This window comes from Candidatus Acididesulfobacter guangdongensis (assembly GCA_004195045.1).
GTDB lineage: Bacteria > SZUA-79 > SZUA-79 > Acidulodesulfobacterales > Acidulodesulfobacteraceae > Acididesulfobacter > Acididesulfobacter guangdongensis.
In genome coordinates, this window is the sequence record SGBC01000001.1 from 568648 (window position 1) to 581517 (window position 12870).

13 protein-coding genes are annotated in these 12870 nt (G+C 33.7%); 2 read left to right on the plus strand and 11 right to left on the minus strand.

Translation table 11 applies throughout. From position 1 onward, the window contains the following. Positions 1-132: 132 nt before the first annotated feature. The 11 genes from EVJ46_02685 to EVJ46_02735 all read right to left on the minus strand — a co-directional run bounded on the left by EVJ46_02685 (position 133) and on the right by EVJ46_02735 (position 10327). Positions 133-1398 carry a serine--tRNA ligase gene (locus EVJ46_02685; GenBank protein ID RZD17152.1) on the minus strand — a complete coding sequence of 422 codons (1266 nt, stop codon included), beginning with the start codon at positions 1396-1398 and terminating at the stop codon, positions 133-135. Between the two features lie 5 nt (positions 1399-1403). Further along, entirely contained in the window at positions 1404-1649 is a 246-nt protein-coding gene (locus EVJ46_02690) for a hypothetical protein (GenBank protein ID RZD17153.1), read from the minus strand. 181 nt (positions 1650-1830) lie between these two features. Beyond that, the gene (gene atpD / locus EVJ46_02695; protein RZD17154.1) at positions 1831-3237 is read right to left on the minus strand and encodes a F0F1 ATP synthase subunit beta; all 1407 of its coding nucleotides are present in this window, start codon (positions 3235-3237) and stop codon (positions 1831-1833) included. Between the two features lie 18 nt (positions 3238-3255). Next, positions 3256-4122: an ATP synthase F1 subunit gamma gene (atpG, locus tag EVJ46_02700; GenBank protein RZD17155.1), complete on the minus strand. Its 867-nt coding sequence runs from the start codon at positions 4120-4122 to the stop codon at positions 3256-3258. Between the two features lie 24 nt (positions 4123-4146). After that, positions 4147-5658: a F0F1 ATP synthase subunit alpha gene (locus EVJ46_02705; protein ID RZD17156.1), complete on the minus strand. Its 1512-nt coding sequence runs from the start codon at positions 5656-5658 to the stop codon at positions 4147-4149. After that, positions 5648-6226, minus strand: coding sequence for an ATP synthase F1 subunit delta (gene atpH / locus EVJ46_02710; protein ID RZD17157.1), 579 nt, complete (start codon positions 6224-6226; stop codon positions 5648-5650). The genes EVJ46_02705 and atpH overlap by 11 nt, the downstream gene beginning before the upstream one ends. Then, positions 6210-6683, minus strand: coding sequence for a hypothetical protein (locus tag EVJ46_02715; GenBank protein ID RZD17158.1), 474 nt, complete (start codon positions 6681-6683; stop codon positions 6210-6212). Before EVJ46_02715 ends, atpH begins: the two co-directional genes overlap by 17 nt. 18 nt (positions 6684-6701) lie before the next feature. Continuing rightward, positions 6702-7127 (minus strand): hypothetical protein, encoded by a 426-nt coding sequence (locus EVJ46_02720; protein RZD17159.1) that lies wholly within the window; start codon positions 7125-7127, stop codon positions 6702-6704. Between the two features lie 342 nt (positions 7128-7469). Further along, complete coding sequence (locus tag EVJ46_02725; GenBank protein ID RZD17160.1) at positions 7470-8444, minus strand: ParB/RepB/Spo0J family partition protein; 975 nt, start codon at positions 8442-8444, stop codon at positions 7470-7472. 250 nt (positions 8445-8694) lie between these two features. Beyond that, positions 8695-9471 carry a ParA family protein gene (locus EVJ46_02730; GenBank protein RZD17161.1) on the minus strand — a complete coding sequence of 259 codons (777 nt, stop codon included), beginning with the start codon at positions 9469-9471 and terminating at the stop codon, positions 8695-8697. A 19-nt stretch (positions 9472-9490) separates the two neighbouring features. Next, on the minus strand, positions 9491-10327 hold the full coding sequence (locus EVJ46_02735; protein ID RZD17162.1) for a hypothetical protein: 837 nt from the start codon (positions 10325-10327) through the stop codon (positions 9491-9493). A gap of 451 nt (positions 10328-10778) precedes the next feature. Here EVJ46_02735 and EVJ46_02740 point away from each other — a divergent pair, with 451 nt between their 5' ends. After that, positions 10779-11348, plus strand: a complete 570-nt coding sequence (locus EVJ46_02740) for a hypothetical protein (GenBank protein ID RZD17163.1) — start codon at positions 10779-10781, stop codon at positions 11346-11348. A gap of 375 nt (positions 11349-11723) precedes the next feature. Beyond that, positions 11724-12773 carry a hypothetical protein gene (locus EVJ46_02745; GenBank protein RZD17164.1) on the plus strand — a complete coding sequence of 350 codons (1050 nt, stop codon included), beginning with the start codon at positions 11724-11726 and terminating at the stop codon, positions 12771-12773. The last annotated feature ends 97 nt before the right edge of the window (positions 12774-12870 follow it).

A 12870-nucleotide genomic window follows, 5' to 3' on the forward strand; every position in this document is an offset into this window, starting at 1 on the left:
TCGGATGCTATATAGTCTAATTACCTTGGAGGTTTTTTCAAAAGTTCTTTATCAGCGCGTATATCTTTTCAATACATATATCTATACAAATATCTATGCATATATTTTGGAGTTTCAAAAAGCGGCGAGTGTCTAAATAATTTCCTCGGAACCGAAATATGATTTTAAAGCCTCTGGGATTCTCACGTTTCCGTCTATTGTCTGATAATTTTCTATTATAGCTATCATAACCCTTGGCAAAGCAAGTCCTGAACCGTTTAACGTAGCTGCAAACTCAGGTTTAGAATCGTTTTCACGTTTAAATTTTATATTTGCACGCCTTGCCTGAAAAGTGTTAAAATTAGAGCAGGAACTTACTTCCAGCCATTCGTTTATACCAGGAGCATAAACTTCAATGTCGTATTTTTCCGCTGCGGAAAAACTTAAATCTCCTGTGCATATTTTGACTAATCTGTGGGGCAAATCCAAACGGTTTAAAATATCCTGAGCGTCTGCAATAAGCTTAAAAAGCTCTTCCTTCGCATCTTCCGGTTTTACAATCTTAACAAGTTCAACTTTATCAAACTGATGTCCTCTTTTAATGCCCCGAGAATCTTTGCCCGCCGACATTTTCTCTTTTCTGAAACAGGCGGTGTATGCAGCGTGGCGTATCGGCAAGTCGCAGGCATTCAGCACCTCGTTTCTATACATATTGGTGACCGGAACTTCAGCCGTAGGCACAAACCACATATCAGAATCGGTGTCCATATATAGATTATCGGCAAACTTCGGCAGCTGTCCCGTGCCGATTAGACATTCCTTGTTAACCATAAACGGAGAATAGACCTCTTCGTACCCGTGTTCGCAGGTATGAGTATTAAGCATAAAATTAATAACCGCCCTTTGCAGTTTAGCAAAAGAATTCCTTAGAATATAAAATCTTGTCCCTGATATTTTTACGCCGCGGTTAAAATCTATAAATCCCTTAGCCTCTCCAATTTCATAGTGAGTTTTTACTTTAAAATCAAATGTCTTTTTCTCGTTGAAATATGATACAGGAATGTTTTCCGAATCATCTTTGCCTATAGGTACTTCAGGGTCGGGCAGGTTAGGAACTTCAAGCATAAGATTATTAAACTTTTGCTCTATGTCTCTCAGCAAATCTTCTTCTTCTTTTATCCGTAAATTTATTTCTTTGACATCTTCTTTTTTTGATTGAATAACAGATGCATCTTTTTCTTTTGCAATTTCAGAAGATAGTGTTTTTCTCTTATTCCTTAAATTTTCAACAATAAATAATTTATTTCTTTTTATTTCGTCAAGTTCGTAAATCTCGTCTATCGGAGCATCAATAAAAAGCTTTTCAATCTCTTCTTTTACGAAATCTTTTTGTTCCCTTATCAGTTTTATATCAAGCATATTAATTACCCTTTTAATAATATGCTTATCGTATCATCGCTAAATTCCACAAAACCTTCTTTAGCGTCTATTTCATTATGCTCATCTTTTGTTTTATATTTTATTTTGCCTTCATTTAAAAATGAAATAAAATTAATATGCCCTGGTAAAATACCCTCTATACCGCATTTAGCAGGAATTTCGCAGTAATCTACATCATTGCTTTCAATTAAAATCTTTTTCGTGTTTACAACTTTTAATTTTAACGGCATATTATTTTTTTACAAATTAATTTAATTATTTTTAAATTTGATTTGATTTAGCTATTCAATGCATTTCTTACTGAATTAATAAATATGTTTTTTGCTTTACTACTTAATAACTTTAATAACTTAATCTAGCATAATGACATTCGGATATTAAAACATTAAGGCTGTTATTATTCCAGAATATCTATTTTTTTAAATTTTTAGCCTTTTCCATAGCTTCATCCATTGTGCCTACCATATAAAACGCCTGTTCCGGCACATCGTCATATTTACCTTCTACCAATTCTTTAAAACCCCTTATGGTTTCCTTAAGAGGCACATATCTTCCGGGAGCTCCTGTAAAAACTTCGGCTACAAAAAACGGCTGAGATAAAAATCTCTGAATTTTTCTTGCCCTTGCTACTATTATTTTATCGTCTTCCGACAATTCGTCAATACCTAAAATAGCTATAATATCCTGAAGTTCTTTATATTTCTGCAATACTGACTGCACTTTTCTTGCCACGTTATAATGCTCTTCGCCGATGATATTTTTATCTAACGCTCTTGATGTTGAATCCAAAGGATCAACGGCAGGATATATTCCTAAATCTGCTATCTGCCTAGATAAAACAGTCGTTGCATCAAGATGCGCAAATGTCGTAGCAGGAGCCGGATCAGTTAAATCGTCCGCTGGAACGTAAACCGCCTGAACGGAAGTTATGGAACCTTTTTTTGTACTCGTTATTCTTTCTTCAAGTTCCCCCATATCCGTAGCTAGTGTAGGCTGATATCCAACTGCCGAAGGAATTCTGCCTAAAATAGAACTGACTTCGGAATTTGCCTGGGCAAATCTGAAAATATTATCTATAAATAATAAAACATCCTGTTTTTCCTCATCCCTGAAGTATTCTGCCATAGTGAGAGCTGAAAGCGCAACTCTGGCTCTTGCTCCCGGCGGTTCGTTCATCTGTCCGTAAACCAATATCGCTTTGTCTAAAACTTTAGACTCCTTCATTTCAGTCCACAAGTCGGTTCCTTCTCTAGTCCTTTCACCGACACCTGCAAATACTGAATAGCCGCCGTGTTCAATTGCAATATTGTGAATCAGTTCCATAACCAAAACTGTTTTTCCTACGCCTGCGCCGCCGAATAAACCGGCTTTGCCGCCTTTTATATACGGTTCAAGAAGATCAAGAACTTTTATGCCTGTCTCATAAATTTCAAATGATGTCGCCTGCTCCTCAAACGCCGGTGCAGGTCTGTGAATCGGGAGTCTGGCTGATGTTTGCACCGGACCCAACTTATCTACCGGCTCTCCTATAACGTTAAAAATTCTGCCTAATACCGGTTTTCCGACAGGAACGGTTATATTAGTACCTGTATCAACGACTTTCATACCTCTAACCAGACCGTCGGTAGAATCAAGCGCTATACATCTTACGGTATCTTCGCCTAAATGCTGAGATACTTCAAGCACAAGGTTATATTCGGTATCATTTATATGCGGATTGGTAAGTTTTAGCGCATTATAAATAGCAGGTAATTTTTTATTTTCAAATTTTACATCTACTACAGGTCCTTTTACCTGTATGAGTATGCCTTCATTCATCTACAATCCTCCAAGGAATTATTTAAGCGCGTTAGCTCCGTTCACTAAATCTAATATTTCAAGCGTAACAGCAGTCTGTCTGGCTTTATTATATGAAAGAGTTAATTTATTAATCAATTTTCCTGCATTTCTGGTAGCATTATCCATAGCGTTCATTCTGGATGCCTGTTCGCCGGCATTAGATTCAAACAATCTTATATCTATTTCCACTTTTACATAATCATTAAATATTTTGCTTAAAACTTCCTCGTCGTTTGAATCGGGCTCAATTACATAATCTTCGGCATTTACATTTTCCCTCGTCTTCTCAAAAGGAAATATCTTTTTACAGTCAGGTTTCTGATTTATAGGAGAAAAATATCTGCTTGAAATAATATACAATTCATCTATTTTTCCGTTTATAAAATCATCGGTAACAACTTTAGATAATTCTTCTGCTATACTGCTTTCTTCTTTTTTAACGGAAGTACCGGACTTAAAATTAATTTGGTAACCGTGTCTTTTAAAAAAATCAGCGCCTTTTTTACCCGCAATATATAAATTTATATCGTTATTTCCGAGGTTTCTTTTTTTTATGCTATCTAAGACTTCTTTAAATATATTAACGTTAAATGCGCCGCATAGCCCTCTGTCCGAAGTTATAACAATAAAACCCACATTGCTAATTTTTTCTCTGATTTGAAAAAACGAACTATTTCTAAGCAATATATTATTTGTCATATTAACGATAACCTGTTCGTAAGCTGTCGCATACGGCTTAAATTCATTCATAGCAAGCTGCGCTTTTTTCAATTTTGCGCCTGCAACCATTTTCATGGCTTTTGTTATCTGCCTGGTATTTTTAACGCTTGCTATTTTTCTTTTTATAGCTTTTAAATTTGCCATATATTTTTATTTTTATATAATTAATTAATCTTCAGCAAAAAGCGGCTTAAATTTATCTAACGCAGAAATAAGTTTTTGCTTTATATCGTCGTCGATCTGTTTTTTTTCTCTGATTCCTTCTAATATATCAGAATTATTATTTTCTATATACGAAAGCAGCTCCTGTTCGTATTTCCGCAGCGAAGAGGTTTTATACCCTTTGCAATATCCGTTGTTTGCGGCGAATAATATAATAACTTCCTTTTCAACAGGCATAGGTTTATACTGCTCCTGTTTTAAGAGCTCGGACATCATAATACCGTTCGCTATCATATCTTGAGTTATTTTATCAAGGTCGGCGCCAAATTGCACAAACGCAGCCAGTTCTCTATACTGAGCAAGCGATAATCTTAAGCCGCCGGCAACCTGTTTCATTGCCTTAATTTGCGCATCGCCTCCGACTCTTGATACTGACATACCGGCATTAACAGCCGGTCTAATACCTGCATAAAACAGATCGGTTTCTAAGAATATCTGACCGTCAGTAATTGAAATAACGTTTGTCGGAATATAAGCCGACACATCCCCCGCCTGAGTTTCTATGATCGGCAGTGCGGTTAATGACCCGCCTCCCAGTTCGTCGTTTAATTTTGCCGCCCTTTCTAACAGTCTGGAATGCAGATAAAAAACATCTCCTGGATACGCTTCTCTTCCCGGCGGTCTTCTCAGAAGCAGAGAAAGCTGCCTGTAAGCCACAGCGTGTTTTGAGAGGTCATCGTAGACAATAAGGCAATGCATCTTATTGTCTCTAAAATATTCTCCCATAGTTGCTCCTGTATATGGAGCAAAATATTGAAGGGTTGCAGGATCGCTCGCATTTGCCGCAATTATTGTCGTGTATTCCATTGCTCCTTCCTGAAACAACTTGTCGTAAATAACGGACACGCTGGACTGTTTTTGTCCTATAGCAACATATATGCAATAAATCCCTGAATTTTTCTGATTTATAATTGTATCAATGGCAATTGCGGTTTTGCCTGTCTGTCTGTCTCCGATAATAAGCTCTCTCTGACCGCGTCCGATAGGAATAAGAGCATCTATGACCTTAAGCCCCGTATACATAGGTTCGTTAACTTTTTTTCTTTCTACTATGCCGACGGCTTTTCTCTCAATCGGCGAATACGCCGTAGCATTAAGCGGTCCTTTTCCGTCAATGGGTCTGCCTAAACCGTCAAGCACCCTGCCTATAATTTCTTTTCCGACGGGAGCCTGAGCGATATTGCCGGTCCTTTTAACTACGTCTCCCTCTTTAACTCTATAATCTTCCCCGAGAATTGCAACGCCGACGTTATCTTCTTCGAGATCCAGAACGTATCCGAAAATGTCAGGAGTGAACTCCAACATTTCGCCGGACATAACATTATTTAGACCGTATATTTTTGCAACCCCGTCGCCGACCGATAAAACAATCCCTACTTCACTAGTATCTATGCTTTTCTTATATGTTTCTATTCTTTTTTTAATAATATCCGTTATTTCCGAGGCTTTAATTCCCATATACAAAAGCTCCTTGTTTTAAAAATGTCGCTATATTTTTAATTTGTGTCATTATACTTCCGTCAAATATTTTTCCGTTAATTTTTATTAAAAATCCGCCTATTGCATCCGGTTCTGTAATCTCTTCCAAGATTATTTTTTTGTTTAATTTATTTTCAATTTTTTCCTGCACCATTTTTAATTCGCTGCTGCTGAGTTTCTTTCCTGAAATAACAGTCATCTTGACTAATCCGTTTTTTTCATCTTTTATTTTTACAAATTCTTCAAATATATTATTTATGTTATTAATCCTTTCGTTTTCTACTAATAAAGAAAGAAACTCCGTTAAAGTTTTATTTAACGATAAATATTCGCTTAAAATGTTTATGGTATCAATTCTTTCTTTTTTGTCAATAAACGGCAGTCCGATATATTCTTTAAAATCAGAATTGTTTTTATCGTTGTAATAGTCTATCATTTTTTTGAACTCGGAGTAGGTATCGTCAATATCCTTCTTTTCAAAAGACACCCCTATAAGCGCATTTGCATATCTTTTTAAAACTATGCTGTTATTAGACAATTGCTTCACCTATATTTTCAATCAGTTTTTTATTTATTTTTTCCTGCAGTTCCGGCGTCAATTCGTCAAGTATAATTTTTTGGGCTAATTCTATTGACATACTTATTGCTTCTTCGTACAGTTCCCGCTTTTGCCTGTCTAATTCAGTCTGCGCCAAAACTTCATATCTTTCGTATATTTTAGCGGCAGTCTTCTTTGTTTCTTCAATTATTCTCTCTTTTTCTATTGCAGCTTCTGATTTAGCTTTTTCCTTAAGCGCATCCATTTCTTTTTTAACATCTTCAAGCTGTTTTTTTGCATCATCCAAAAGCGCCTGTGCCCGTTTTTCAGATTCCTCAGCTTTATTCAGCGCTTCTATAATATCTGCCTTTCTTTTATCAAAAAAAGGAGCTATATATTTAACGAGTATATAAGCCAGACCTGCGACAAGGATAAGAGTATCAAATATACGCCAGAATAATTCCATAATTATTGTGTTGTTAAATCAATCTATTATTTTATTAACTATTAATTTTGATATTGCAGACGATTCAGCTTTAATTGAATCATAAATTGAATCTCTGGATTTTTTTATTTCTTCTATTTTTTTATCAAAAGTTTCTAATGCCTCTTTTTTTGCTGCTTCAAGCATTTCGTTTGCTTTATTTGTTGCATCTTTATGATAATCTTCCCTTATCTGATTAAGAAATAATTTATATTCTTTTTTTTCGTCTTCAATATTTTTCAGAATATTTTCTACCGACGTCTCATAATCTTTCTGTTTGCCGATATTTGAATCAAGCATTTCCCGTCTTTTTTCAATTATAGCTTTTATCGGCTTAAATAAAAAAATATTTATCAGGTAAGTAAAAATTAAAAAAGCCGCCGCTTCAAACAGCAGCCCCTGCCATGTAATTACTAATTCTTTCATTGGTGAATAGTTATTAATAAGTTAATTTCGAACTACAGTTTAGTTAGGACTTTACTATGGATATAATCATATTGTTTTATTGTTTTTTTTAAATATTTTTCAATATGCATTATATACAATTTATTATACAATTAAGATATCTTAAATATCATAATTATCTTGCTAAAGTCAAGTAAAATTTATTTCCTTAATCCTGCAATAGAAAATATTTATGCATTTCTTTGCTCGGTTAAGCGAAATAAGTAAAAGGTGTCTGACACCTTTTCCGAGTAGATAACTTTCTACTGCAGGATTAAGGTATTTCTTCAAATATTTATATATGATTTTAATTAACTAATTTAATTAGGCAAGCAGCGATTCAATAATTTTTTCCAGCTGACTATCGGAATTAAACTTTATTTCTATATTGCCTTGAACTTTATTTTTCTGATGATTGATTTTATAATTAATTTTTACCTGCGCCTGCATTTTTTCAAATATCTTATTTTCGTAATCTTTTATCTGCGCCTGCAAAGCTGAAAACTTTCTATCAGATGAACTGCCTGTATTTTTATTTTTAGTTTTGTTTTTTGCGCTTGCAGCCGTATCATTGATTGTCTTCAAATTTTTTACATATTCTTCCACTTCTCTTACGGTCAGTTTTTCTTTATCTATTTTATCGGTAAGGGATAATGCTTCGGTCTCGGATAGACCTATTAAATTTCTTGCATGCGACGGCGATATTACCCCATTAATGATATTTTCTTTTATCTCAGGGCTTAATGCCAACAATCGCAGCATATTAGTAATAGTTGCCCTATCTTTTCCAATTTTTGCAGAAAGTTCTTCGTGAGTCAGGTTAAATTCATCTATCAGCCTTTTATAGCACTGAGCTTCTTCTATGACGTTAAGGTCCTGACGCTGGATGTTCTCTATAAGTGCTACCTCAATAGCTTTAGAACCGCTCAAATCTTTTATTATTGCCGGAACAGTTTTAAAATTAAGCTGCTTTGCAGCTCTGTATCTTCTTTCGCCTGCTATAAGGTCATATATCTCGCCTCCGGCGCCGCCCTCCGTATTTGCGGAGGATTTTGTTATGAGCAGGGGTTGAATTATTCCGTTTTCTTTTATTGAATTTTTTAATTCTTCCAGTTTTTTATCATCAAAATATATTCTTGGCTGATAAATTCCGGTTTTTATTTTATTTATATCTATCTCAAATATTTTATAATCGGAAGTTTCAACGCCTTCACCGTTATCGGACAGTAAGGCTCCGAGTCCTCTTCCAAGAACATTCCGCTTGATTTTCAAGGTTTTATCCTGCTTATGCTCAAACATTTTTTAATATAATTTAATATAAAAAGTTATCTATAAAGTTATATATATTATATCCTTAATCCTGCAATAGAAAGTTATCTACTCGGAAAAGGTGTCACGGAAAAGGTGTCAGACACCTTTTACTTCCTTTTACTTATATATATTTTATTGCTTTTCATTTTATCTTATTGCTATTTTATTTTTTATTAATATGATCCCTATTTTCAGCTGTAATGCGGCTGCAGCACTACTCAATTATACAGCATCGCACTTATGCCGCCCTATTCATAATTTCTTTAGTCAGTTCTAAATAGCTGCTAGCTCCTTTAGAATTAATTTCATACAAAATAATAGGTTTGCCAAAACTTGAACTTTCCGACAATTTAATATTTCTCGGTATAACATTTTCATAAATTTTATCGCCGAAATATTTCTTAACTTCGTTTATTATCTGGTGGGTCAGGTTCATTCTTGAGTCGTACATTGTAAACAGAACGCCTTCAACGGTTAATTTTTTATTCAGTTTTTGATTTACTATTTTTATTGTGCTCATAAGTCTTGATATCCCTTCTAACGAATAATATTCACACTGCATCGGTATAAGGGCGCTATCTGAAGCAACTAAAGCATTGATAGTGAGAAGTCCAAGCGACGGAGGCGTATCGATAAAAATAAAATCAAAATCCTCCGAAACTTTTTCTATTATATTTTTCTTCAGCAGATACTCTCTATCTTCAATATCGACAATTTCAACCTCTATACCGGCTAAATCTGAAGAAGATGGAATCACGAACAAATTTTTCATTTCAGTAGGCAGAATAGCTTTTTTTGTATTGGCAGAATCAAGCAGACAGTCGTAAACTGTAAGCGCATTTTTATCGCTTCTGCTTATCTGTATATTTAATCCGCTGGTTGCATTCGCCTGAGGATCTGCGTCAATAAGCAAAACTTTTTTTTCGTAAGCGGCAAGACACGCCGCAACATTGACGGCTGTGGTGGTTTTGCCTACTCCTCCCTTCTGATTGGAAATGCAGATAGTCTTAGCCATATAATATTTAAAGCTTAATTTAAATCTTATTAATTATCTTAAAATTCACGATTTGTTTAAATTTTTTATCCCTGTCATTATTATTTTTATACATTAAAATTTTATCAATGTAAAGACTTTTATCGCCATATTTTCCGTTTGTAATTGTATTCGCATCTTTTAGATTAGTTAAAAATAATATTAAATTTACCGGCGGTTCTAAATTTTTCATTTCTAATGAATCTATTAAATGAAACAATTCATTTACATTGAACGCCGCTCTGGTAATTATTGCGTTAACTTTCGGCAATTCATATATTTTATATATATTTTCATTGATGCAGTAAAAATTCTCAAAACCAAGCTTTCTTGCGGCATATTTCTGAAATGCGCTTTTTTTCAATACTGATTCAATTGAATATAGCACCGCATCAGGATTAAAAATTTTTAATATTATTCCAGGCAGACCGGCTCCTGAACCTATATCTAATAATTTCAATATGTTTTTATCTTCATACTTAGTTATATTTATATTTATTATTCCTGCATTATTCTCACCGCAGCCATTATCATATTTATTATATTGATACTCTGTATTGTTTCTTAAATTTTCAGAATTTTCATAAAAACCGCAATCCAGTATTTTAAATACCATTAATGAATCTATTATATTTCTTTCAATAAATTCAGACGGTTCCGTGATAGCCGTAAGATTGATTTTTTTATTCCATTCTATTAATTCTTTATAAAAAATATAGGCTTTTCTTAAAAGTTCTTCTATTTTGCCCGATGTCGCAGTTCCGCTAAAAATTATTTTATTTAAATCTTTTTTATATAATGATTCTTTTAAATATGCGGTAAATTCATTTTCATGCATTTTATTATATTCAGCAGTTGAAATTGATTAATTAATTTAGTTTAATTTATCGGAATATATTTGTTTCACATGAAACATTAATAATCGGTAAGTTAAAACAATTTAAAAAATTAAATTTAAAATAAGCTCGTCAAATGAAACATCCCGCTGCTGCGATCCGTATTATATGTTACAACTATATAATATATAATATGAAAAAATATTTTTATTGTTTAACGAAGCACAATGTGGTACCATAACAGAAGGAACGGTGATCTAAGTTTTAATAATTCAATTTATTAAATTTATTCTTTGTTTCATTAATAATGCAGCAACGTACGACTTAGATTTAAATCTTAATAAAATTGTAATATATTTGTGATAGCACTGCAACATTATTTATACTATAATCTAAAATTTATACTATAACCTGAATATCATTGATTAATTAATTTTAAGGAGAAATTTTGAAATGAAAAACAAAAAGTTTATCGGATTTTTTATTTTTATTGCTTTAATAGCTTTTATCGCAATAAAACCAGCCAAAGCTAATGCTTATGGCATGAACTACAGCAGGTTTTATCTCGCAGTTAATGGCGGTCTGAGTTCAACATCCCTCGGCAGCGGTCTTTCTTCAAAGTCCGGCGGAACCTATAATATTACGCTAGGCGATAATTATCATATGAATAATATAGTTATAGGCGGAGGCGCCCTGCTCGGTTATGCCGACAACGGCAGCTACAGCGGCAGCGGATATTCATTTAATGTTAATTCTGTATATTATGGAGCTTTTGTCAAAGGCGGGTACGACTATGAAAATTTTACCCCTTTTGTAAAAGTAGGATACATCGGATATTCATACTCCACATCTGACAATACCGCTATTTACAGTATAAATTCTGAAGGCGGCGTTTTGTACGGTGTAGGAGTAAAATATTCTTTTACTAGAAATTGGGGCGTAACTGCGCAATACATGGGCGCATCGCTATCAAGCAGCTACAGAGAGAACAACTATTTAATCGGCGTTGACTACAGTTTCTGATAATCTTGCAGCATAGTTAAGATTATAAGAGTATTGCATCAAAACAGATTTATAAAATCAGATTACCGGTTTATAAGGTCGGCTGCAGTCACGGTTAAACCGACCGTACCGGTGATTTGATTTTAACATATTCTTCTTTTAAACTCCTTATATGATTTTTTTATATACTTCCCAATTGTATGATATTAATTACCTCATAAATATGCAGCATTTATATCATATTCTATGTCTCCCTTAACGAATTTTTAATATTTAATTAATAAAATTTTAATAAAATTTAACATTTGATTAATAAAATTTTTAATATACTAATCTTAAGTTGCATTTGAATATTGCTAAATTTATAAAAAAATAAACAATGGGACGGCATAGATTATGAAAATAAAATTTATATCAAATCAAAGGGGTTTTAGCGGATTATTCGGTTTAATATCAGGCATTATTACAATAAGTATATTGAGTGCCGCATCATTATCTATCAATAGCGGAATAATCAACACAAATGAAATGAATAAGGTAATTAATATCGTTAATTCGCTTATTAAGGCGGAAAATTCAGCAATAAACAATTATTTTATTAAAAACAATTCATCGCAAATAGGCTCAAATTCGGATAGCAGCGCTAATCAGAACGGTTATAACTTTTACATGCCGTTAAGTAAATTAATTTCTTATAATTATTTTGCTTCAGGAATTTTGGCAGAATATGGAGGATTAAAATCCGGAATAATTGGCGAAAACAGGAGTCTCGAAATAAATAATATTCCGATTGCAATAAAATTATTTGAACCGGTCGTTAACGGTATATATTATTTTGAGATTGAGATTTATCCCGTTAATGGAAATTTAGCCGGATTTACAAATTATGTTAAAGGTATTGCAGAAGGTATCGACGACAGGTTCGGCGGTGATAACACCGTAACAATATATTCTGGGAATAACAAAATATGGCATCAAGGTTTACTTGCGTCCAAGATAGTTTATATTTCTAATATAACAGGTCTGTTCTCAAGCGGCTTATCGCCTGACCCTTCTCAAAGCGCATCCGAAAATACAAACGGATATACAGGCAAGACATTTTATATAAATTTTGCGCAGGTTTATGCAAATTTTAATCCGTACGCCGGTCTTTACAATGACGGTCCTTCATCAAGCGCCGGATATACAGAGTGCGGAAATAATATCGTAATTACCAACATAACCGACAACCTTGTTTATTCCAGTGCCGAACTTACTACTTCAACAGAAAATTATTTTGGCACTACTTATACATGGTATAATTACTGCAGCGGCGGCATACCGTATAATTATAATGCATCATTGCTATCAAGCTGGGAAAAAATTTACAGCAACGAAAACAACGGGTCAAGCTACGTCTATCTTTCGCCTTTTCCGGCAGATATGCTCCCTAAAATACAATATTGACAGATAAATTATGAGATATTGGATATTAAATTTCAATTAAACGATAGGTAATGATAGGCTTTGATAATTTTATTCTTTAAGCTTATGCTTTTAGATT